The sequence below is a fragment of the Streptomyces sp. NRRL S-646 genome (genome assembly GCF_000720765.1).
Taxonomy (GTDB): Bacteria; Actinomycetota; Actinomycetes; order Streptomycetales; family Streptomycetaceae; genus Streptomyces.
Genome location: NZ_JODC01000042.1, coordinates 11,936 through 34,871, shown reverse-complemented (window position 1 = coordinate 34,871; position 22,936 = coordinate 11,936). Strand labels below are relative to the sequence as shown.

The following is a 22,936-nucleotide window of genomic DNA, read 5'->3' as shown; positions in this document are numbered from 1 at the left end:
GCGCCGTGGGGGTCCCTCCCGGTCGAGCGAAGCCGAGAGCGGAGGAGCGTGCTCCGGGAGTCCCCCCGGTCGGAGGCTGGGGAGTGCTGGCTGGAAGTCCTCGTACTGGACGTACTTGGGCTTTCGGCCGGTGCGGCGAGCGGGGGGGGGACCTCCCACGCCCTGAGGCAGGGGGGCGCGTGCCGGGCTCGCCTCGGGGTGAACGTTGCCTGCCGGGGTACTAGGCGTGCTCCGGTACGGCGACGGCTCTGTTGGCGCGCCGTTCCGCGCTCGTCAGCAGCAGCGTGGGGAGGGTGGCGAGGACGGCCGCGGCCAGTACCCACCAGAAGGCGGTGCCGAAGGCGGAGGCTCGCGCCGCGGGGGCGCCTGCGGAGTCGAGCGCGTTCTGCAGGACCACGGCGAACAATGCCGTGCCCGTCGAGCCGCCGACCCGTTGCAGGATGCCGATCTGGACGGTCGCGTCGTTGACCTTGCCGGGCGGGATGACGCGGTATGCCGCGGTTGTCGCCGGGATGGCGCACGCGCCGATGCCGAAGCCCCGGGCGAGCATCGCGGCCCCCAGGAACCAGTAGGAGCTGTCCGCCTCGATGACCAGGAAGGGCAGGGTCGCCACCGTGCTCACGACGCCGCCGAGGAAGGCCGTGAGCCCGCTGCCGAGCTTGTCCACCAGTCGGGCGCTGACCATCATCGCGAAACCGGCACCGATGCCCTGCGGGATGAGCAGCAGCCCCGTTGCCACCGGGTCCTCACCGCGCACCATCTGGAAGTAGAGCGGCATCAGGATGACGGAGCCGAAGACCGCCGAGCCGAGGCAGACGTTGGTCAACTGGGCTGCCGAGTACAGCCTGTTGCCGAACAGCCGGACATCGACGAGCGGGCGCTCGGTGCGCAGCGCGCGCAGGACGAAGACGGAGATCAGCGCGAGGCCCGCGATGACGGTGACCAGCACCTGGGCGGACAGCACGCGGGCCGTCGTACCGATCTCCGCGAGGCCGTAGGTGAGGACGGCGAAGCCGAGCGACATCGTCACCAGGCCCGGGACGTCGAGTTTGCCGGCCTGCTGAGCGGCGTCCGCCGGCACCAGCCACTGGGCGAGCGCGACGGTCAGCAGTCCGATCGGTACGTTGATGTAGAAGATCCACTCCCAGCCCGCGTGTTCGACCAGGAGACCGCCCAGGACCGGTCCGAAGACGGGGGCGAGCAGGGTAGGTACACCGCTGACGCTCATGACACGGGCGATGCGCTCGGGACCCGCGAGCCGCACGGTGATCATCTGGGCGACGGGTAGCGCGAGACCTCCGGCGGCGCCCTGCACGGCGCGGAACGCGATCAGCTCCCCAACGTTGCCCGCGAGTCCGCAGGCCAGGGAGGCGAGGGTGAAGGCGGAGAGGGACAGCACGTAGATCCGCTTGGCCCCGAACCTGGCAGCGGCCCATCCGCTCACCGGGATCACGGCCGCCAGCCCCAGGAGGTAGGCCGTGACCAGCCACTGAATCGTGGCCAGCGATGTGTCCATGCTGTCGGACAGGGAACGCAGAGCCACGTTGACGACCGTGGCGTCGAGGTAGGACATGACCGAGCCCAGCACGGTCACCAGGAGAACCCTGCGTAATGCGGGTGGGAACCGGAGGTCGGTGGGGGGAGAGGTGCTCATGCGGGATCCGTTTCCTTGGTGGGCGCTGCGATGAGCGGGGACCCGGCAATGTTTGATTGACAAAACGCGTTTGTCAAGGACGCCTTGTCATTCTGATGAGAGCTCGGACAGGGGCGAGATCGCGGCTTCAAGCAGCCTCCCGGCCGCTTTCACGCCTTCAAGTGGCCCAAAATCAGCCAAGATTGACACTGATTCGGTCAACTCTCCCCCGATTGGGTTTGGTTGGCCCGCGGTGAGGTGCTGGCGGACGTGACCGTCGAAAGCTTGTTCCTTCCCACTCGACATCCGCCGTTGATCTAATCGATGGCCTGCTCGGGCTAGTTCGAGGACGGCTCAAGACGGGGGAGTTGAGGGTGATTCATCGACGTTCCGAGGAACGTTCAGAGGACTTTCGTTCGGGGATGCGCCATCTGGCTGGCGGGGTATGCGTCGTCACCGGATCCGATGAAAGTGGCGAGCCCTGCGGCCTCACTGCGACGGCCGTCTGCTCCCTCACGGTGGATCCCCCGGCACTCGTTGCGTGCGTCAACAAGAACACACGTCTGGGCGGTGCGATCCAGAAGGCTTCGGTATTCGCGGTCAATGTACTGTCCGCCCGTCAGCGCCCAGTCGCCGAGGCCTTCGCCGGGCTGATCTCGGGAGTGCGGGGTGAGGCCCGTTTCTCGTACGGGAACTGGCGCGAGGAGTGCCCAGGTGCTCCCTTGCTCGCGGATTGCCTGGCCAGTTTCGTGTGCAAGCTCGACGAAGTCGTGGACCGCTCCACCCATCTTCTCCTGATCGGTCTCGTCACGGACGTCCGCGTCACATCGCATGAATCGGGTCCCTTGCTCTATGTGGACCGACAGTTCGTCCAGTCAACTCACAGGTGAACTACATGATTCCTTGGACCGATGAACCGACCCCCCACTCGTCGGTGTTCACGCCGGCACTCCGTGAACTGGGTGACGAATTACGGAGCCACGGTTTCACGTCGGATTCTGTCGCCTCTCTTCTGCGTGCCGCCAGTGACAACGACCTCCTGGCCAACTCCGCGCTGTACGCGCTGTGGTCACGGGACCGGACCGGCGAACTGACCGCCACCCCGGTGGGCGTGCTCACTGAGTTGTTCGTCAGGAACGGGGAGGTTCCGTCGGGAACCTACGGGCGCCAACTCTCCCGGTCCGCACGGTCCGCATTCGACGCCCTCCGTCTCGTTTCCGACGTCGGCGGACGAATTCGGGCCCGCGCCTCCATCTCGCCGCTCGGCTCATCGTATTACCTTTCGGATCGGCTCTTCGAGTGCCAGGCGGAGTCCGGCGGATATCCGGTCATGGCCAAAAAGCCAGAAGGCCCTTTCGATCCGGTGATGCCGCCGCATGCCAGCACTCTGCGCTTCATGCGGCACATCACTCCTCGTGGCGGCCGACTGCTCGACATCGGAACTGGGTCGGGGGTGCTGGCGCTCAGTCGGGCGCACCGGTACGCGTCCGTGACGGGAGTCGACATCGACCCGCGGGCGGTCGCCTACGCCCGGGTCAACGCGCTCCTCGCCGGGCGCGAGGCGGTCTTCGAAGTGGGGGACTTCCGGGTGGGGCTCGAGGAGTTTGGGCCCGTGGACCACGTGGTCTTCAACGCGCCGGGACGGGCTTCCGGTGGGCACAACGAACCGGACGGTACGCCCCCACTCCATGCGGAAGGCCTGGTCAAGGACGTGATCGAGCATCTGCCTAAGGTCCTTGTCGCTCCCGGGGGACTGGCCGAGGTTCTGATCATCGTCACGGTGCCGCACCGGCTGCCGACGGCTGCCGACGTGGTGGCGGAGTGGGCCGGCGACCTCTCTGGCATCGAGGTGAGAGAGGTGGCGGACGCCGCGCTGAGCGTCCCCGCCGACGCCATCGAACGGTTGCGCATCCAGCCGGGATGCCTGCTGGCGGACAGCCGCGAGGAAGCGGAAGCGCTGGTGAGGGCGCTCAAGGCATTCGGCGTTCGTCATGTCGCCCCGGCCGTCCTCGCGATGTCCACCTGACGAACTGATGCTCCTGTCCCGCATCACTGAACGGGGGATTTCCCATGAACGCACGGCGGCCCGTCAATTCTGCAGCGACAGTCCAGAAGAAACGGACCAGTCTCAGCTTTCCCAGAGCGGTACCCATAGAGGCCTGGATATCGATCGGTGTCGAGATATTCTCCGTCGCCGACGCGTCGTCCTGGTGGCTTGGTGACTGGCTCATCTACGGCCAGAACCGGTATCCGGACCGCTACAAGCGGGCAATCGAGGCGAGCTCTCTGCACTACAAGACTCTTCGGAACTATGCATGGGTGGCACGCAAGTTCGACGTGTCCCGTCGACGGGACACGCTGAGCATGCAGCACCACGGCGAAGTGGCTGCCCTGTCAGAGGAGGAGCAGGAACTGTGGCTCGACCGTGCCGAGCAGGAGGGCTGGTCGGTCACCGAACTCCGCCGGAATGTCAAGGAAGATAAGGCGACCGGTGACAGAATCCCGGTTCCGGCTCCGGCAACCGTGACCCTCAAGGCGCCGCCCGACCGAATGCGACGGTGGCAGGCGGCGGCCAGCCAGTCCGGTACATCACTGGACGAGTGGATTCAACGAGTGCTCGACAGGGAAGCGGTCGAGCTTCTCCGCAACGGAGAACTCGCCGGTGTCGGCCATCGTCACGCGGCCATCTGAACCTTGACGGTCCAGATGCGCCATAAATAGCATCCCGCAGTCGCTGGTCGCAGCCTAATCCTGCATGTGGAACGAGGTATCAGGATGATCGGTGGAGACGAATACTCCGTGGTCGTGAATCATGAAGAGCAGTACTCGATCTGGCTCTCCGAAAGAGAATTGCCGAACGGGTGGCGCAACGCGGGATTCCGTGGCTCGAAGGAAGACTGCCTCGCCCATATCGAGAACGTTTGGACCGACATAACGCCGTTGAGTGTGCGGCAGTCCGTCGCGGCGAGCGTCGCTCAGGAGGGCTGACCGCAATGCCGGACCGGTCTCTGCTCCATCAGTTGATTTCCGACCAGGCGCTGCTTTCGCCCGAATCGGTCGCCGTGGTCTCGGGAACAGAACGGATCAGCTACGGAGAACTCGACGGACGCGCCAATCAACTGGCCCATCTCCTACGGAACCGGGGAGTCGGGCCGGAGACCGTGGTCGGGCTCTGCCTGGAGCGAGGGATCGGCCAGGTGGTGGCCCTCCTGGCCATCATGAAGGCGGGCGGCGCCTATCTGCCGCTGGACCCGGCCGATCCGGCGGACCGCGTGGGATTCATGCTCGCGGACGCGGGCGCGCCCATCGTCTTGAGCCGGTCCGGTATGACGGACACCTGGGATCACGGCCCCTGGGCCGTGATCCATGTCGACGAGGCCGCCGACGAGGTCGCGAAGTGCCCCACGGTGCCCGTGCCCGTCGGTGGTGACGACGGCAACGCCATCTATCTGATCTACACCTCCGGTTCCACGGGCACCCCCAAGGGTGTCGTCGTCCCGCACCGGGCCGTGGTCAACCTGGCCTTGGCGCAGCGGAGCCTGTACCGGCACGGGCCGGGCGAACGGGTGCTCCAGCTCGCCCCCGTGCGGTTCGACGCGAGCGTCTTCGACCTGTGCCTTGCCCTGTGCAACGGCGGCACACTCGTCCTGCTTCCCCCCGACGCCGTCGGCTCGGGCGTCGACCTGCTGCGCGTGCTGGGGGACTACGAGGTCACCACGGCGGCCGTGCTCTCTGCCGCGCTGCAGTCCATGCCCCGCGCCGAACTCCCGCTGCTGGGTCAGCTGATCTCCGGAGGCGAGGCCGTGCCCCCGGAGGTCGCCGACCACTGGGCGAAGGACCGCGCTTTCTTCAGCGCCTACGGCCCCACCGAGGCCACGGTCATCTGCACCAGTTGCGAGGTTACGCCCCCGGTCCAGGACTACCCGCCGATCGGCCAGGCCCTGCCCGGGACCACCGTCCATGTCCTGGACGAGCGGCTGCGGCCGGTCGAAGCGGGCCAGCGAGGGGAGATATACGTCGGGGGAGCTGGCGTCGCCCGGGGCTACACCGGCCGCCCGGCCCAGACGGCGGACCGCTTCGTACCGGACCCCTTCTCCACCGAGCCGGGCGCCCGCCTGTACCGTACCGGCGACTTCGGCAGCCGGGCCGAGGACGGCACCGTCACCTTCCTCGGCCGGGTCGACGACCAGGTGAAGATCCGTGGTTTCCGGGTCGAGCTGGGCGAGGTCGAGGCGCACGTCCTGGCGCACCCGGACGTGCGCGAGGCCGCCGTCACCGCGCGCGAAGACACCCCCGGCGACAAGCGCTTGGTCGCCTACGTGGTGCTGACCGACGGCGGCTGCACGGAGTCACGGCTCAGGGCTGGCCTGCGGGAGCGGCTGCCCGACTACATGGTGCCGTCGGCGGTGGTGGTCCTCGACCAGCTACCGAAGACGGCCAGCGGCAAGGTCGATCGCCAGGCCCTGCCCCGTCCGAGCGGCACCCGCTCCGAACTCGCCGACGCGAACGCCGCCACCTTGACCCCCGTGCAGGAGACCATCGCCAGCATCTGGGCCGAGGTGCTCGGAATGGAACGGGTGGGCGTCGACGAGGACTTCTACGAGCTCGGCGGTCACTCGCTGCTGGCCGCCCAGGTCATGGCCCGGGTACGGGAGGCGTTCGGGGCGGACCTGCAGATCTCCGCGCTCCTGGAGGGCCCGAGCGTGAGCCGGCTCGCCGCCCGTGTGGAGGCCGCCCGGGGCGAACACACGGACGCGTCCGGCCGGAACGAGACGGACGGCCCCGTCCGCCGTCACGAAGGCGATCTCTCGCAGTACGACGCGCTGCCGCTGTCGTTCGACCAGGAGCGGCTGTGGTATCTAAGCGAACTCGCCCCGGACCAGCCCTTCTACAACGTGGCCCTGGCCTTCCGGCTGCGCGGCGCCCTCGACCAGGAGCGGCTCACCGGCGCCCTGAACACCCTCGCCGAGCGGCACGCCGTCCTGCGCACCTCGTTCGTGCGTGTCGACGGCGTCCCCCACCAGGTTGTGCGCCGACCGGGCCCTGTGGACCTGGAGACCGTCGACGTCGACGGTATCGACGCGGCACGGGAGACCGCCCGTGCCTGGCTGCTGCGCCCATTCGACCTGGAGAAGGGACAGCTGGTCCGCTACAGACTGCTGAGGCTGGGCCCCGACGAACACGTTCTGCTGTTCGTGGTGCACCACATCGTCGCCGACGGCTGGTCGATGTCCGTCCTGTGCGAAGAACTCTCCGCTCTCTACGCGGGCGCCGCACTCCCCGCCCAGGAACTGCAGTTTGCCGACTACGCGCGCTGGCAGCGGGACCGGATGTCGAGCGGTGCGCTGGATGGCCAGCGCGTGTACTGGACCGAGCGCCTCTCCGGGCTCGCACCGCTGGAACTGCCGACGGACCACGCTCGGCCAGCGGCGCTCAGCTATGCCGGGAACCGGCTGCGGTTCGCGTTGCCCGGCGACCTCGTGGCAGAGCTTGAAGCCGTGGCCAAGCAGTCCTCGGCGACCCTCTTCATGGTGCTTCTCGCTGCCTTCGACGCCCTGCTCAGCCGCTGGTCGGGACAGACAGACATCGCAGTCGGTGTCCCCGTGGCCGGCCGCTCGCACCGCAGGCTTGAGTCCCTTATGGGCTTCCTGGTCAACACGGTCGTGCTGCGCTCATCCTGCGCCGGCGACCCCACACTCGCGGATCTGCTCGGGCGGGTGCGCGCGGACGCCCATGCCGCGTTCGACCACCAGGAACTCCCCTTCGAGAAACTCGTCGAGGAGCTCGCGCCCGCGCGTGACCTCAGCCGCAACCCGCTTGTCCAGGTGCTCTTCCATGTCGCCGGTACCCGTGAGGCCGGAGCGGCCGGGATCGACCTGCCGGGCATCGACGCGGAGCCGTTCGAGGTGGACATCCTGACGACTCGGCTCGACCTGGAGATGCAGGTGGCCCAGGACTCCGCCGGGCTGTGGTCCGGCCAGCTCGTCTACTCCACCGAGCTGTTCAACGAGCCGACCATGCGCCGCCTATGGTCGCGCTACGTCCGGGTGCTCCGGCAGTTCGCGACCGAACCGGAGCTGCCCCTGTCCCGACTGAACATCCTCGGGGAGGACGAGCGGCACGATGTCGTCCGCGGGTTCAACGGGACCGACCGTCCGGTGCCCGAGCTTCTGCTGCACGACCTCGTCGCGGCACAGGCCCGCCGCACCCCCGACGCCGTGGCCGTCGTGTCCCGGGACGCCTCCCTCACCTACGCGGAACTGGACTCCCGGGCCGACCGGCTGGCCTGGACGCTGTACGAACAGGGGCTGCGGTCCGACTCCGTGGTGGGCGTGTGCTTGGAACGGGGCATCGACTCGATCGTCGCGCAACTCGCTGTGCTCAAGGCCGGCGGCGGCTTCCTGCCGCTGTCGCCAGGCGACCCCGTGGACCGGCTCGCGTACATGGTCGGCACGGTGAACGCCTCCCTGGTCGTCGCCGCGCCGCGCGCCGCCGACGACTGGGCGAAGCAGGCGGGGTGCCAGGTGGTCGACGTCCACGCCGGCGAGCCACGCCAAGGGCCGCCGCCCGCGGTGACTGGTCTCGACCACTGCGCGTACGTCATCTTCACCTCGGGTTCCACCGGCAGGCCGAAGGGCGTCGTGGTGCCGCACCGCGGCATCGTCAACATTGCCCTCTCCTCCGCCCGCACCTGGGGCGTAACCAGCGGCACCAAGGTGGGCCAGGCCGTCTCGCCGGTCTTCGACGTATCGGTGCTCGACGTCTACGTCGCCCTCATCGCCGGCGCCGAACTGCACCTGGCGACCGCCGACGACACCTCCGGTCCGGGCCTTGAGCGGTTCATCCGGGACTCCGGCATCGAGGTCATCCAGACCGTGCCCGCGCTCTGGTCCGGCATCGACCCGGACTCCGGGGTGCGGCTGCGCCGGCTGGTCATCGGAGGCGAGCAGTTGCCCGCGCGGACCATACACCGCTGGTCGGGCCGGCTGGACGCCGTCCACCACGTCTACGGGCTCACCGAGTTGTCGGTGATCTCGACGGAGCGCAGGTACCTCCCCGAGGAGACCGGGGACCTCAGCGGGCCGCTGTCGATCGGCGGGCCCGTCGACAATACCCACGTCTACCTCCTCGACGAGCGTCTCCAGCCGGTACCCGTGGGCGCGCGCGGCGAGATGTACGTCGGTGGCCTCGGCGTGGCCCGCGGCTACGCCGGACAGCGCGCCCTGACCGCCGAGCGCTTCGTACCCGACCCGTTCACGCAGCGACCCGGAGCCCGGCTCTACCGCACGGGCGACTACGGCCGGTGGAACACCGACGGCACGGTGGAGTTCCTCGGCCGGGCCGACGACCAGGTGAAGATCCGCGGCTTCCGGGTCGAACTCGGCGAGATCGAGGCCCAGTTGCTCACCCATCCCGGGATCCGCGAGTGCGCGGTGACCGCCCGGGAGGACACCCCTGACGACCGGCGCCTCGTCGCTTACATCGTCCCCTCCGCAGCCCCCGTTCCCGAGGCGGAGCTGCGCGCGCACGTCCGGGAGCGGCTTCCGCACTACATGGTCCCGTCCGCGTTCGTCACCCTGACGGAGCTGCCGAAGACCACGAGCGGGAAGGCCGACCGGCGAAGCCTGCCCGCCCCTGTCACCGGACCTGCACGGAGCGGTGATCAAGGCGCTGGCCGGTGTCTGGGCCGAGGTACTGGGGGTGGAGTCGGTCGGGCCGGAGGACAACTTCTTCGATCTGGGTGGGCATTCGTTGCTGGCGGCGCAGGTGGTGGTCGCGTTTGCGGAGTGTCTTCGGGGTGGAGCTGGAGTTGTCGGCCCTGTTGGAGAGTCCGACGCTGGCCGAGCTCGCCGAGCGTGTGGAGGCCGCCGGGGGCCTGGCGCAAGGCGACGGGCCCGCCCGGATCTTCCAGGGCGACCTCGCCGGACGCACCGACCTGCCGATGTCCTTCGGCCAGGAGCGCCTGTGGTTCCTCGGCGAACTCGCCCCCGACCAGCCCTTCTACAACGTGGCCCTCGGCTTCAGACTGCGCGGCCCGGTCGACGTGGCCCGGCTCTCCCGGGCACTGAGCACGATCGTGGAACGGCACACCGTACTGCGGACCACGTTCGGCCGCGTGGCGGGCGCACCGCGCCAACTGGTGCACGGCGCCGCCCCGGTCGACGTACCGGTGGTCGACGTCACCGGAGCCGAGGAGGCACGTACGCTCGGCGAGCGGTTCGGGCGGACCCTCTTCGACCTCGGTACCGACCAGCTCCTGCGGGCGCGGCTCTACCGGATCGCCACCGAGGACCACGTACTCGTCATCGCCTCCCACCACATCGCCGCGGACGGCTGGTCCCTGTCGGTGCTGTGCGAGGAGCTCGAGACCCTGTACGCCGGCGGCGAAGCCCGCGTCCTCGACGTCCAGTTCGCCGACGTCGCCGAATGGCAGCGACGCAGACTGCGTGGTCCGGTGCTGGAGGAGCTCAGCTCCTACTGGAAGGAACGGCTCGACGGCCTGAGGCCACTGGAGCTGCCCATCGACCGTCCCCGGCCGCAAACCCTCAACTACGTCGGCCACCGGCTCGACTTCACCCTGCCGGCCGACCTGGTCACGGCGCTCGAAGAAGTCGCGAAACGCGGCTCGGCGACCCTGTTCATGGTGTTCCTCGCGGCCTTCGACGCCCTGCTGAGCCTCTGGTCCGGCACACCGGACGTGTCCGTGGGCGTGCCGGTGGCGGGACGGTCGTACCGCGAACTGGAACACCTCATCGGTTTCTTCGCCAACTGGCTGGTGCTGCGCACCGACTGCGGCGGCGACCCGTCGTACCTCGAGCTGCTCGCCCGGGTGCGCGAGGGCGTGCACGACGCCCTGAACCACCAGGACCTCCCCTTCGAGAAGCTCGTCGAGGAACTCGCACCGGTTCGCGACCTCAGCCGCAACCCGCTGGTCCAGGTGCTCTTCCAGGTGGTCCAGCCGACCGACTCCGGCTCGGCCGCCGCCGCCCGGCTCGACCTCGACGGCGTCCGCGTGGACCCCTTCCACCTGGACCTGGTCACGACCCGGGCCGACCTGGAACTGCACCTCATCGAGGAGGACGGCGAGGACTGGCACGGCCTCGTGGTCTACTCCGCGGACCTCTTCGACGAGGTGACGATACGCCGCCTGTGGGACCGGTACCTGCTGGTCCTGAGGCAGATCGCGCAGGACCCCACGGTGCCGCTCTCCCGTCTGGACCTGCTGACGGAGGAGGAACGGCGACTGGTCCTGCACGAGTTCAGCCGGTCTCGGACGAACACCCCGGTGCCCCTGGTGCCCGAGCGCGTCGCGGACCACGCCGCCCGCACACCCGACGCGCTCGCCGTGGTGGCCGGCGGGGAGAGCCTCACCTACGGCGAACTCCTCGACCGGGCCGGCCGTCTCGCCGCGGCGCTGCACGAACACGGCGTCGGCCAGGAAACCCCGGTCGGTGTCGTCGCCGAGCCGTCACCGGACACGGTCACCGCCCAGCTGGCGGTGTTCCTGGCCGGCGGAGCGGTGGTGCCGCTCGACCCCGCCCTGAGCCCGCGGCGGCGCGAGCAGATCATGCGGGACGCCGGTGCCGGAACACTCGTCGCGGCTGCCTCCGCCGCCCCCGACGGGCCCTGGACGCGGATCGACCCGCACGCCCGCGGCGGCGACCGGCACGCCGGGACGACCGTGGCCCCGGAGAACGCCGCCTACACCGGCATGCAACGCGGCGCCAGGTGGACACCGCTGTCCCACGGCGCGCTCGCCGCCGTGGTCGACGACTGCCTCGACGCCTACACCGTGACGCCCGACGACCGCTGGGCGCTGCTTCCCGCAGCCCTGCACGAAGAGGCCGGCCGGCACCTGTGGACTGCTCTGGTCGCGGGCGCCACCGCGGTCATCGCACCGCCCGCCGCCGTGCGGACCCCCGAGGACACCGGCGCCTGGCTGGCCGGTCAGGGCATCACGGTGGCCGCGCTCGATCCGGCGCCGGCCGACGCACTCCGCTACGGCCCGCACGCCACGGACACGGCGCTGCGCCTGCTGATCACGAGCGGCGACCGCACGGCCGCGCCGTCCACGCCGGTTGCTTACGACGTGGCCCTGGAGTACCGGCCCGGCGACATCGGGCTGGTCTGCGTCGACGGCAGGCCGGTCGGCGACCTGCGGATCCATGTCCTCGACGCGGCGCTGGAGCCCGTGCCGATCGGAACCACCGGGCAGGTGTACGTCAGCGGCCCCGGCGCCGCGCACGATCACCCGGGCCGGCCCACGGGCGACCGCGGCCGCTGGAACAACGACGGCACGCTGACGGTCGTCCCCGCCGCCACCGCACCTCGTGCGATCGCGGCTCGCAACCGGATCCAGGAGACCGTGGCCGAGGTCTGGGCCGAAGTGCTGGGGCGCGGGTCCGTGGGCATCTACGACGACTTCTACGCCCTCGGCGGCGACGAGGAGCGGGCGGCCGCCATCTCCACCAGGCTCACCGCCCGGCTGGGACTGTCCATCGAGCCGCGCATCGTTCTGGAACGCCGGACCATCGCCGAGTTCACGGCCGACGCGCGCGTCCGGGCCGGGGCGTAGCAATCCCGCCGGCCCCAGGAAGGAAGAGCACCATGCCGAAATTCGAGATCGACGAGATATCCGCCGCCGACACGGACGGCTTCTGGGAACGCTTCGTGCTGCCGCGCAAGCCCGTCGTGATCCGCGGTATCTACGCCGACCAGCCGATCGCCGAGGCGGCGACGCTCGACGGGGCGCGTCGGCTGCTCGGCACCATGCCGGTCCTCGTGCAGGACGAGTACACCCGGCAGATCGACTACACCCGCAAGGAGTTCGTCGAGACGAAGGAGAAGGCTCCGGATCCGGTACTCGGCAGCCTCGCCGAGTACCTGGACGACTACGGCGCCCAGGAGAAGAGCCGCAAGGTCGTCACGGAGTGGGACCTGCCCACCGACCTGCTGCAGAGCTTCACCCTGCCCGAGTTCTGCCGCCCCACGACCCCGCACCACAGCCTCTACCTCCACTCCTTCATCGCCGGCCCGCAGAACTGGGCCCACCTGCACTTCGACATGGACCAGCGGCACGTCCTGCTCGCCCAGGTCTTCGGCAGCAAGGGCGTGGCCCTCTTCCCGCCCTCCTCCTCCCCCTGGCTGCACCCCTTCGGCAACTTCGGCTCCATCTCCCTGCAGGTCATGGACCCCGAGGAGCGCCGGGAGTTCATCGAGCTCGCGGGAGGCGCCTACGCGGTCATCCACCCGACCGACGCCATCTACATCCCGCCGCTGCTCTGGCACTACCTGGACTACCTGGACCTCGGCGCGTCCTTCAACGTGCGCTTCGGCCGTAACCCCTACAGCAAGTTCCTGTCGGTGGAGAACTTCCTCGCCGACCAGTACCTGCAGGCCGTGGCCGAACCGTTCGCCGGCATCGCCCCGGGCGCCCAGCCGGACGCGGCACAGCTGGAGGTCCTCGACGAGGTCATCGAGGCGTTCAACGGGGACTACGACTCCCGGCACGACAAGTACCGGGCGATGCGCCAGGTGTTCCGCGACATCCACAAGCGGCAGGGCCTGACCCCCGAGCTGCCCCTGTTCCTGTTCTCGCTCGACGACGAGACCGACTACTACGACCAGATGCGGCTCAACAACAACTTCCTCTACCGACCGGGCGTGCGTACCTCGCTGGAGGCCATCACCACCCCCGAACCGCCCGCCACACCGGCGCAGCTGGCCTCGCTGGACAAGGCCGTCGCCGGCAAGGGCTACCCCGGGCCGCTGCTCGAGAAGGTGCTGTTCAACAAGTTCGGCCGGACCTCACTCGCCGATCTCAACCGCGAGGAGGCGTCACGCCTGCTCGCCTTCCTGCGCTCACCGTCCGGGTCCGTTCCCGCGGTGGCCACGACCCCGCAAGGAGCATGATGCCTTCCATTGGTACCGACGCCCTGCGTGAGTGCGTCCGCGAGGTCGTGCTCCGGCTGGCCCCCGACCGCCCGGAGACCGCGACCTCGGAGCAACTGCTGTCGGAGGACCTGGGCTACGACTCCCTGGCCCTCGCGGAGCTGGCCTTCGCGCTGGAGGAGATCTTCCGGCTGCCGCCGCTGCCCGGGGAGGAGACCGCCGACATCCACAGCGTGGCCGACGTCGAACTCCTCGTCACCGGCCTGGCCGAGCGCACCGGGACGACGTTCGAAGAGGAACAACTGCGCAAGTCCATCGCCCACCTGAGTGAGCAGCACGCGCAGGCCGGGGAGCAGGACGCCACGTGAATCGCACCCATCGGCGCAACCGACGGGATCTCATCGGGCTGGCGTGGCGGTCGGGGCGGGGGAGCACGGCCCTGCTGTTCACGACCATCGTGGTCGGCGGAGTGGGACCCGCCGTCTTCATGCTGCTCGTCGGCGTCACCGTCGGCCGACTGCCGGAGGCGACGCGGCTCGGCGTCGACGACGGGGCCGGCCGGGTCGCCGCTCCCCTCGCCGCCGCCGGTGTGGTCTTCCTCGTCACCCAGGTGGCCGGCAAGATCCGCTTCGCGGTCGGCGAGATCCTCGGCCAGCGGATCGAGATCACCCTGCGCGAACGGGCCATGCGGGCATGCTCGATCGACGACGGCCTCGACCATCTCCAGGACGACGAGACACGCGACGACCTGGCGATCCTCTCGGGCGCCGCCGGCGGACTGCCGCTGGAGCGGGCCGTGGCGGGCCTCGCCGAGGTCACCTCCGCCCTGGTCGGCGCCCTCGGCCCGTTGCTGCTGCTGATGTTCTTCCACGTCTGGGCGGGGGCCGCGGTGGCGGCGGCCTGGTTCGCCGTACGGCTCGTCGCCGGCCGCGAGAACGGCAAACGGCTGGAACTTCTCTTCGGGCAGGCCCACGTCATGCGCCGAGCCGAGTACTTCCGCACACTCGCCGTGCGGGCCGCCGCGGCCAAGGAGATCAGGATCTTCGGGCTGCGCGAGTGGGTGCTGGCGCGGCTGGACCGGGAATGGCTGGCCGCGATCCGGCCCACCTGGGAGCGGCGCCGGCCGAGCGATGCCAAGATCGTGCTGCTCAGCTGTGCGCTGGTCGCGGTGTACGGCCTGGTCTTCTGGAAGCTCGTCGACGACGGCGTGCACGGTGCTGTGGACACCGGCGCGTTCGCCGTCTTCCTGCAGGCGCTCATCGGCGCCTCCGCGGTCTCGGGCGGCACGGCCGCGTTCGGGCTGGATGTCGCGCTGGCCCCCGTGGCCGCCGTACGCCGGCTGGAGGAACGCAAGGACGCGCACCGGGGCTCACCGGCCACGGCCGTGCGCACGGCGGCCGGGCTGCCCGCCCACCGTCTCGAGGTCACCGACGTCACCTTCGCGTACGACGAGAAGCGGACCGTCCTCGACGGCGTCTCGTTCAGTGTCGGGGCCGGCGAATCCGTGGCCCTGGTGGGCGAGAACGGCGCCGGGAAGACCACACTGCTCAAGCTGCTCGCGGGACTGCTGGAACCGACCTCGGGTCGCATCACGGCCGACGGCATCCCCCTCGGGGAGCTGGGCCGCGCCGACTGGCGACGGCAACTCGCCATGGTCTTCCAGGACTTCGCCAGGCTTCCGCTCACCGTCGCCGAGAACGTGCACGTGCTGCGCGGGGACCGCGACGACGAACAGACGCGCAAGACCGTCCTCGCCTGCCTCGAGCGGGTCGGGCTCGGGGAACGGGTGGAACGGCTGCTGCACGGTGCCGACACCGTCCTCGGCGCCCGCCTGCCGGGCGGCGTCGACTTCTCCGGCGGAGAGTGGCAGCGCCTCGCCCTCGCCCGCGCGTTCTTCACCCTCCACCAGGGGGCCCGGGTGCTGATGGTCGACGAACCGACCGCCAGCATCGACCCCTCGGCCGAGACCGAGTTCTTCGACCGGCTGCTCGACGAGACCGAGGGAATGATCCGGATCGTCGTCTCGCACCGCTTCAACACGGTCCGCCGGGTCGACCGCATCGTCGTGCTGGAACGGGGACGGATCGTCGCGTCCGGCTCCCACGACGAACTGATGCGCGAGGACGGGCTGTACCGGCGGATGTTCCTCGCCCAGGCCGCGCCGTTCACCGAGCAGGGAGGAGTGCGATGACCACCCCGGACAGCTGGCGCGGCACCGTCGCCATGACACGCCTCGCGCTGCGTACCGACCCGGTGCGGACGGTGGGCGCCGTGGTCATGACCCTGGCCATATCGGCCCACCCCGTGCTGGTAGCCCTGCTGATCGGGCGGCTCACCGACACCGTGGTGGCTGGCGACGCCGATGCGGCGTTCGCATGGGGCATGGGGCTCGCGGGCGCCGTCGCCGGCTGGCTGGCCCTGCTGTGGTGCACGTTCGGGCTGCGCACCGTCCTTGAGGAACGCGTCAGGCACGCGGTCGAGATGGACATCGCCGCGATGAGCATGGCCCCGTGGAGCGTCGCGCACCATGAGGACCCCGAGGTCGCGGAGGAACTCGCGCTCGTCGAGCGGGACGTCAACCGGCTCGCCCAGGTGGTCATCTTCCTCCTGACCCTGATGGGGGCGCTGGGCCAGCTGCTCTTCGCCGTCTTCGTCCTGGCCGACGTGCACCCCGTCCTGCTGCTGCTTCCCGTCCTCGGCTTCGTCCCGGTCTGGGCGAGCCGCCGCGGGGACCGCTGGCGGCAGGCATCCCTGGAACGGGCCACACCCGAGGACAACCTGGCGCGTGAGCTGTACTCCGTGATGTGCGACGCCGGACACGCGCAGGAACTGTCCGTGCTCGGCGCGCACGAGCCGATGCTCGCGCGGCACCGCCGGCTCTCCGAGGCGGCCCAGGGCGAGCGCGAACGCGGTGCCCACCGCTCCTTCCGCGCCCAGGCCGACGCCACGGTGCTCTTCGCCGCCGCCTACGTCGCGGCCGTTTCCGTCGCGGTTCTCGCCGCCGTGGCGGGACACGCGGGTATCGGCGAGGTCCTGCTCACCGCGACGCTGGCCGCGCAGGTGACCGGACAGGTGACCATGGCCACCGACGCGGTGACCCAGCTCGTACGGGCCCGGGCCACCGCCGACCGGTACCTGCGCATCGCCGAGCTGACCTCGTCCTCCGAAGAAGGCGGGCGGGTGCCCGGGGACTTCGGCGGCGGACTGGTTCTGCGGGACGTCACCTTCACCTACCGCGGTGCCGCCTCCCCGGCCCTCAGGGGCATCGACCTGGACGTGCCGGGCGGTCGTACGATCGCCGTCGTCGGGGAGAACGGGGCGGGCAAGACCACCCTGGCGAAACTCCTGTGCCGGCTCTACGCGCCGACGGGTGGTTCGATCACCTGGCACGGCGTGGACCTCGCCGAACTGGATCCCGACGCCTGGCGCGGCGGTGTGTCGGCCGCCTACCAGGACTTCGTCCGGTTCGAGACGGAAGCGGGCCAGGCCGTGGGGCTCGGCGACCTGCCGCGCCTCGACGACGCCGACGCCGTGCGCGACGCCCTGGCCCGGGCCGACGGACAGGGCCTCGAACAGGCGCTGCCCGCCGGGTTGCGGACCCCGTTGGGGCGCTCGCACCCGGACGGCACCGAGCTGTCGACCGGTCAGTGGCAGAAACTCGCGGTGGCCCGCTCGATGATGCGGCGGACACCGCACCTGCTCGTCCTCGACGAACCCACCGCCTCACTCGACGCCGAGACCGAGTACCGGCTCTTCCGGCACTACGCCGACGCCTCCCGCACCGTCACCGCGGACGGCCGGGGCGTCGTCGTGGTCATCACCCACCGCCTCGGCTCGGTGCGCTTCGCCGACCGCATCGTGGTCATGGACCGGGGCCGGATCGTCGAGTCGGGCTCCCACCTGGAGCTGATGGCGGCCGGCGGCCGCTACGCCGAGCTCTACCGGGCGCAGGCGGACGCCTACGCGACCGAAGCAACCCCAGCAGCGGACCAGAAGGAGAGCGGTGACAGTGGTGAGCACACCCCCCAGCCCCTATGAGGAGTACATCCGGGTCGGAGAGCTGCTCGCACTCCACTCGCCCCGCACCGAACACCCCGCCGAGGACATGTTCGTGGCCGTCCACCAGGTGTCCGAACTGTGGCTGGCCGCCCTCCTCAGGGAGACCCGCGCGGCGGGACGCCTCCTCGCGGACGAGGACACCTCCGAGGCGGCACGCCGACTGCGCACCGGAGCGGACGTGCTGGCCCAGCTGTCCGGCGCGCTCAACATGCTCTGCGGAATGCTGCCGACCGAGTTCGCGGCCTTCCGTCCGGCTCTCGGCACGGCTTCGGCCGTGCAGTCGCGGCAGTACGTCGAGTTCGTCCACGCCTGCCGCGGCCCGGGCCGGTCCCTGTGGAAAGAGTTCGCGGACCTGGCGGACAAGCGGGGCGGTCTGACGAAGGTGTACGAGACCCCGGACACGGGTGTCCGCGAGGTGGCGGAGCTGCTGGTCGACCTGGACGACGCGCACTTCGAGTGGATGAGCTTCCACTGGCGTCTGGTGCGCCGGCAGATCGGAGCCGCCGCCGGCACCGGCGGACGCTCCGCCGACTATCTGCGGGACCAGCTGGACCAGCGGCTGTTCCCGGAACTCCTCGAGATCCGGCCGGAGTTCCACATCACCGAGGAGGTGTCCGGTCGGTGACCCGGACCAGCGACCTGCTCGGCCACGCCACCGGCCGGACGCGGGCCCCCGCCTCGTACGAACAGGAATGGATGCTCTTCCTGTCGAGGATGCGCCGCACCGGCACCTTCAACATGCCACGCCTGTACCAGATCGGCCCCGCGACCCCGGCCGACGAGATCGTCGCGGCCGTCGCCCGGGTCGTGGCGCGCAGCCCCCTGCTCCGCGCCCGCATCCGGCGTCAGGACGGGCGGTTCGTGCAGGCGGTGGACGAGACCGCTGAGCTGCCCACCGAACGGCTCGGCGGGGGCGACCCCGTCGGGCTGCTCGGCGAGTTCGTGCGCCGGCCCCTCGACCCGCACCACGGTGCCGTCTTCGCGAGCGCCCTGGCACCACTGCCCGACGGCGGGCACGCCTTCGCGACCGTCGTCCACCACACCGTCGCCGACGCGGTCACGCTCGACGAGATCGAACGCCGCATCGAGCTGGAGCTCGACGGCAGGGGCGACGAGTACGGCGAGCGTGTCGGCTACCTGGACTACGCGGCCTGGCAGCAGGACACGTACGGCGACACGCTCGACGCCCTCGTCGACGAGTCGGTCATCGCCCTGAAGGACGCCCGGCCCAACGAACTGCCCGGCGTCGCACCCCGCTCACGGGCCCCCGGATCCGGACTCGCCGCCTCCTTCGGCCTGGACCGGGTCTCCGACGGCGCCCTGCGGGCACTGCTCACCGAGGAGCGCGCCAGCCCCTTCATGGCCGGCCTGTCCGCCCTGTCGATCGCCCTGCGGAGTCTGTCGGGCCAGTCCACGGCGCTGATCGCGATCGAGGTCTCCACCCGGCGGCTCAGGCCGCTGATGGACACCCTGGGCCCCTTCATCAGCACCGTGCCCGTGGTCCTGGGCGCCGCGGACAACTTCCGCGAGGTGCTGCGCGCCACCCGCGAGACCACCCTGCGCTCCCTGGAGCTGGCCCGGATCCCCTACCACCGGCTGCTCGCCCGGCCCGAGCTGCGCGCGCTGCGACGCAGCAGCGAAGGGGCGGTCGACGTGGTGTACCAGACCTTCCACGAGCAGGACGCTCCGGCAGACGGCCGGCTGCACCGGATGCCGTACGGCATGGAGGGCGCGGGCTTCACCGCGGACCTGCATGTCTCGGTGCACGAGTCACCCGGGCACCGACGGCTCGGCATCGGCCATTCCCCCCGCGTGCCGTCCGAGACCGTCGCGGAACTCGCGCGTCGTTTCGAACTCGCCCTCTCCCACGGCGTGTCCCACCCGGACGCGCCCCTCAACAGACGGTCGATCAACGAAAGAGGCTCCACGCACCATGACAGTGGCGAATGAGGCGGTCCGGACCGCCGAAGACCGTGACACGGGCCCGGCCCTGTGGAAGCTCTCCGTCGGGGTCACGGTCGGGGCACTGGCCGGACTCCTGGTCGGTGGCGTCGGCGGACGCCTGGTGATGTTCGCTCTGCGCTTCACGTCCCCCGACTCGTCGATGGGCAAGACGACCGACGCCAAGTCGACGATCGGCGAGTGGAGCCTGAAGACCTTCGGGCTCCTCGAGACCGGTATCGCCATGGGCCTCCAGGTCGGGGCCCTGTACATCCTGGTGCGCCCCTGGTTGAACAAGGGGCACCGGCCGCTGAAGACCTGCCTCTTCGGGGCCACCGCCGGCGGCGTGCTGTTCATCCATCCCGACGGCGTCGACTACTACGCGGTCAGGCCGCTCTGGCTGACCGTCCCGACCTTCATCCTGCTGTCCGCCGGCTTCGGCTACCTGCTGAGCCTGTGGACCGAGCGCGCGCTCGACGCGGAGCTGCTCCGCAACGCGCCCACCTGGCAGTTGTGGGTCCCCATCGTGGTGACCGCACCGGCGGTCGTACACGTCAGCCTGCTGCCGCCCCTGGTCCTGCTGGTGGTCGCGGCACTGCTGGCCACCTTCGCCCATGGCCGGATGCGGGCGGTGGTCAACGGCTGGCGTGGACCGGTGACCAGCTGGATCGGATCCCGCCTGCTCTTCCTGCTGGGACTCACCAACGTCGTCCTCATCGTGCGTGCCGTCACCGAGATAGCGAACAAGAGCCAAGGGAGCTGACCATGGAGACAAGCGACGTGACCGTACCCGGGCTGCTCGACTGGCTCGACGCACCCCGTGCGGACCGCGGCATCAACACCCTGGACCTGGCGGGGGAGTGGCAATACACGCCGTACCCGGAGCTCGCGGCGAACACCAGGGCGGCGGCCGGTGAGCTGACCGCCGCCGGTGTGCGGCCCGGCGACGTGGTCTCGATCATCCACCGCAACGGCCCCGGGTTCGTGACCGCGTTCTTCGGCGCGCTGGCCGCCGGGGCCACGCCCTCTCCCGTGGTGCCCCCGGCCCTGTTCCAGGACCGGGCCTCCTACAGCCGTCACGTGGGCGCGATCCTCGGCGTGGCCGCCCCCCGCGTGGTTGTCGTGGAGACGGAACTGGCCGAGCAGCTCGGACCGGCGCTGCGCGAGCACGGGCACCGTCCCCTGACTCTCGGCACGACCGCCGAGCCGGCACCGCCGGCCCAGCCCGCGGCCCGGCCGCACACGGCACTCCTGCAGTTCACCTCGGGCTCGTCCGCCACGCCCAAGGGCGTCGTCGTCTCCTGGGAGGCGCTCCAGGCGCAGATCGGGCTGCTCGTCAGGTGGCTGGGTTTCCACTCGGGCAACGCCTGCGGAACCTGGCTGCCGATCCACCACGACATGGGCCTCGTGGGCATGGTGCTGCCGAGCGTGGTGACCCAGTCCAACCTGTGGGTGATGCAGCCCGACCAGTTCATCACCGGTGCGAGCCGGTGGCTGCGGCTGCTCGGCAGCGGCGTGGTGCAGATCACCGCCGTACCGCCGTTCTCCCTGAAGCACATGCTGCGCCGCGTCCGTGACGAGGATCTGGCCGGCTGCGACTTCTCCAAGGTGCGGGTCAACGTGGTCGGTGCCGAGCCCATCGACAGCCGCGTGCTGGACGCCTTCACGCGACGACTGGCCCCGTTCGGCTGGCCCTCCGCGGCCCTGGCGCCCGCCTACGGGCTCGCCGAGGCCACCCTCGCCGTGACCGGCAAGGACCTCGACGCGCCCGTCGACCATGTACGAGTGGACCGCGGCCGCCTGCGGCTCGGCGAGAAGGTGGTGGTCGACTCCGGCGAGGTCCCGGTCGACGAACCACTCGAACTGGCCGCCAGCGGCAGCGTGCTGCCCGGTGTCACCGTCGCCGTGCGGGACGAGGCGGGTGACCCCGTCCCGGAGGGCGTGCTCGGCGAGATCGTGGTCGGCGGCAGCTCCCTCGCGGACGGCTACCGCGGACACGAGCCGTGGCCCGGTGAATTCGTCACCGGCGACGCCGGGTTCTTCTGGCAGCAACGGCTGTACGTGCTGGGCCGGCTCGGGGACAGTCTGAAGGTGCGGGGCGTCCAGCTGTTCGCCGAGGACCTCGAGAACGGGCTCGGCAAGGTCGAGGCCCTGTGGCAGGCGCGCTACGCGGTCGTGCTCGGCACCCTCGAGGGGCAGGACACCGCCGCCGCCCTGGTGGTGAAGCAGCCCGGCCAGTGGAGCGCCGAGGTCTTCCGTGAACTCCGCAGGCAGGCACGGGGACTGCGGGTCGTCGTCGCCGCGGTGAACCGCGGTGCCGTCCGCCGTACCTCCAGCGGAAAGCCCAAGCGACGCGCCATGTTCGAACAGCTGATGACCGGAACCATCGATGGAGTCGTGGTGCACGACTCCGCCAAGGAGGAGTCGTGACCGCCGACGCAGTGGTGCTGACCGAGATGGAGGCGGACGAGGATCGCGTCATCTCACCGGCCGAACTTTTCCGCAAGTGGGAGCACGGGCAGTGGCAGCTCACGGAGCTCCCCATCGCCTCGGACGCCGCCGACTGGGCCGCCATGCGTCCCTACGCGCGCCGCGAACTCGAGTCGATGATCGAGGGATTCGTCCTGGGCGAGGCCGCCGTCAGCAACACCCTCTCACCGATCGCCGACGCCGCCCCCAGCCTGGACGCGCACCAGTACCTGTGCACCCAGATAGCCGACGAGGCGCGGCACACACGGTTCTTCGCCACGTACCTGCAGGAGATGAAGACGTCCGCGCCCACGCACGAGGAGGTCATCGCGGACGCCCGGGCCTCGGCCGGCGAAGCGGTCTCGACGATCTTCGACGAGGAGCTCAAGGCCCGGACCGACCATGTGCGCTTCCACCCCGAGGACACCCGGGCCTGGTACGAGGCGGTGACGTACTACCACCTCATGGCGGAGGGCGTGCTCGCGATGTCCGTCCTCGGTGCCATGCTCTCCATGGTGCGGCAACTGCGCGGCAGCCTCCCGGTGCTCAACACGGGCCTGCGCAACGTGATCAGGGACGAGTCCCGGCACATGGCCTTCGGGATGTACGCCGCACGGGAGGGCGTGCGCACGGGCCACGGCAGCGCGGTCCTGAACACCATGATGGAGGCGATTCCCCAGGTCACCATGGCACTGGTGGCACCCGAGCGGAAACTTCCGGGGTCCTCGATCCCACCGCTGCGGGCGGCCCTCGGCAAGCAGCATGCGCACCGCTACGCCGGCGCGCGGCGGACCCTGCTGCGCCGCATGGAGCTGATCGGTCTCCAGGACAGCACCGGCGACGCCGGGCGGGCCTGGGACACGGCGATGGTCGCGGCGATGGCCGAGTACGAGCGCCGGCACGGCGACGCGCACCCGGCCGGGGAGACCCCGGCCGGGTGAC

At 70.3% G+C, this 22,936-nt stretch carries 15 protein-coding genes and 2 pseudogenes; 16 read left to right on the top strand and 1 reads right to left on the bottom strand.

Translation table 11 applies throughout. The features are described from left to right. Positions 1–220: 220 nt before the first annotated feature. A complete protein-coding gene (locus IH68_RS0147850) occupies positions 221–1,654 on the bottom strand; it encodes a DHA2 family efflux MFS transporter permease subunit (protein WP_063763617.1) in 1,434 nt (477 codons plus the stop codon). A 353-nt stretch (positions 1,655–2,007) separates the two neighbouring features. Here IH68_RS0147850 and IH68_RS0147845 point away from each other — a divergent pair, with 353 nt between their 5' ends. The 16 genes and pseudogenes from IH68_RS0147845 (at position 2,008) to IH68_RS0147775 (ending at position 22,935) form a co-directional block, all read left to right on the top strand. Further along, entirely contained in the window at positions 2,008–2,523 is a 516-nt protein-coding gene (locus tag IH68_RS0147845) for a flavin reductase family protein (protein WP_159403884.1), read from the top strand. A 5-nt stretch (positions 2,524–2,528) separates the two neighbouring features. After that, positions 2,529–3,659 (top strand): class I SAM-dependent methyltransferase, encoded by a 1,131-nt coding sequence (locus tag IH68_RS58885; RefSeq protein ID WP_234341844.1) that lies wholly within the window; start codon positions 2,529–2,531, stop codon positions 3,657–3,659. 44 nt (positions 3,660–3,703) lie between these two features. Next, positions 3,704–4,324, top strand: a complete 621-nt coding sequence (locus IH68_RS0147835; protein ID WP_051834137.1) for an LmbU family transcriptional regulator — start codon at positions 3,704–3,706, stop codon at positions 4,322–4,324. A gap of 84 nt (positions 4,325–4,408) precedes the next feature. After that, complete coding sequence (locus IH68_RS0147830) at positions 4,409–4,621, top strand: MbtH family protein (protein ID WP_030949862.1); 213 nt, start codon at positions 4,409–4,411, stop codon at positions 4,619–4,621. Positions 4,622–4,626: 5 nt separating this feature from the next. After that, a pseudogene (locus IH68_RS58880) lies at positions 4,627–9,231 on the top strand (amino acid adenylation domain-containing protein); the annotation flags it as partial. A gap of 61 nt (positions 9,232–9,292) precedes the next feature. Continuing rightward, positions 9,293–9,364: pseudogene (locus tag IH68_RS60065) on the top strand (hypothetical protein); the annotation flags it as partial. A 91-nt stretch (positions 9,365–9,455) separates the two neighbouring features. Continuing rightward, a complete protein-coding gene (locus IH68_RS54720; protein ID WP_159403883.1) occupies positions 9,456–12,209 on the top strand; it encodes a condensation domain-containing protein in 2,754 nt (917 codons plus the stop codon). A gap of 32 nt (positions 12,210–12,241) precedes the next feature. Continuing rightward, positions 12,242–13,546, top strand: coding sequence for a cupin-like domain-containing protein (locus tag IH68_RS52240; protein WP_030949856.1), 1,305 nt, complete (start codon positions 12,242–12,244; stop codon positions 13,544–13,546). After that, complete coding sequence (locus IH68_RS56025; RefSeq protein WP_063763616.1) at positions 13,546–13,893, top strand: hypothetical protein; 348 nt, start codon at positions 13,546–13,548, stop codon at positions 13,891–13,893. The genes IH68_RS52240 and IH68_RS56025 overlap by 1 nt, the downstream gene beginning before the upstream one ends. Beyond that, entirely contained in the window at positions 13,890–15,716 is a 1,827-nt protein-coding gene (locus tag IH68_RS0147805) for an ATP-binding cassette domain-containing protein (protein ID WP_051834136.1), read from the top strand. Before IH68_RS56025 ends, IH68_RS0147805 begins: the two co-directional genes overlap by 4 nt. Then, the gene (locus tag IH68_RS0147800; protein WP_051834135.1) at positions 15,713–17,563 is read left to right on the top strand and encodes an ABC transporter ATP-binding protein; all 1,851 of its coding nucleotides are present in this window, start codon (positions 15,713–15,715) and stop codon (positions 17,561–17,563) included. Before IH68_RS0147805 ends, IH68_RS0147800 begins: the two co-directional genes overlap by 4 nt. Beyond that, entirely contained in the window at positions 17,538–18,209 is a 672-nt protein-coding gene (locus IH68_RS0147795) for a tryptophan 2,3-dioxygenase family protein (RefSeq protein WP_159403881.1), read from the top strand. The genes IH68_RS0147800 and IH68_RS0147795 overlap by 26 nt, the downstream gene beginning before the upstream one ends. Beyond that, positions 18,206–19,534 carry a condensation domain-containing protein gene (locus IH68_RS0147790; protein WP_030949846.1) on the top strand — a complete coding sequence of 443 codons (1,329 nt, stop codon included), beginning with the start codon at positions 18,206–18,208 and terminating at the stop codon, positions 19,532–19,534. Before IH68_RS0147795 ends, IH68_RS0147790 begins: the two co-directional genes overlap by 4 nt. Beyond that, the gene (locus IH68_RS0147785; RefSeq protein ID WP_159403880.1) at positions 19,518–20,288 is read left to right on the top strand and encodes a hypothetical protein; all 771 of its coding nucleotides are present in this window, start codon (positions 19,518–19,520) and stop codon (positions 20,286–20,288) included. Before IH68_RS0147790 ends, IH68_RS0147785 begins: the two co-directional genes overlap by 17 nt. A 2-nt stretch (positions 20,289–20,290) precedes the next feature. Next, entirely contained in the window at positions 20,291–21,955 is a 1,665-nt protein-coding gene (locus IH68_RS0147780) for an AMP-binding protein (RefSeq protein WP_030949841.1), read from the top strand. After that, the gene (locus IH68_RS0147775) at positions 21,952–22,935 is read left to right on the top strand and encodes a ribonucleotide-diphosphate reductase subunit beta (RefSeq protein WP_030949839.1); all 984 of its coding nucleotides are present in this window, start codon (positions 21,952–21,954) and stop codon (positions 22,933–22,935) included. The genes IH68_RS0147780 and IH68_RS0147775 overlap by 4 nt, the downstream gene beginning before the upstream one ends. The last annotated feature ends 1 nt before the right edge of the window (position 22,936 follow it).

Excerpts from the sequence above, each read along its gene's own strand:
- IH68_RS0147850 (WP_063763617.1), bottom strand. The coding sequence starts at position 1,654 with ATGAGCACCTCTCCCCCCACCGACCTCCGGTTCCCACCCGCATTACGC.
- IH68_RS58885 (WP_234341844.1), top strand. The coding sequence starts at position 2,529 with ATGATTCCTTGGACCGATGAACCGACCCCCCACTCGTCGGTGTTCACG.
- IH68_RS0147835 (WP_051834137.1), top strand. The coding sequence starts at position 3,704 with ATGAACGCACGGCGGCCCGTCAATTCTGCAGCGACAGTCCAGAAGAAA.
- IH68_RS0147830 (WP_030949862.1), top strand. The coding sequence starts at position 4,409 with ATGATCGGTGGAGACGAATACTCCGTGGTCGTGAATCATGAAGAGCAG.
- IH68_RS52240 (WP_030949856.1), top strand. The coding sequence starts at position 12,242 with ATGCCGAAATTCGAGATCGACGAGATATCCGCCGCCGACACGGACGGC.
- IH68_RS56025 (WP_063763616.1), top strand. The coding sequence starts at position 13,546 with ATGCCTTCCATTGGTACCGACGCCCTGCGTGAGTGCGTCCGCGAGGTC.
- IH68_RS0147800 (WP_051834135.1), top strand. The coding sequence starts at position 15,713 with ATGACCACCCCGGACAGCTGGCGCGGCACCGTCGCCATGACACGCCTC.
- IH68_RS0147785 (WP_159403880.1), top strand. The coding sequence starts at position 19,518 with ATGACAGTGGCGAATGAGGCGGTCCGGACCGCCGAAGACCGTGACACG.
- IH68_RS0147780 (WP_030949841.1), top strand. The coding sequence starts at position 20,291 with ATGGAGACAAGCGACGTGACCGTACCCGGGCTGCTCGACTGGCTCGAC.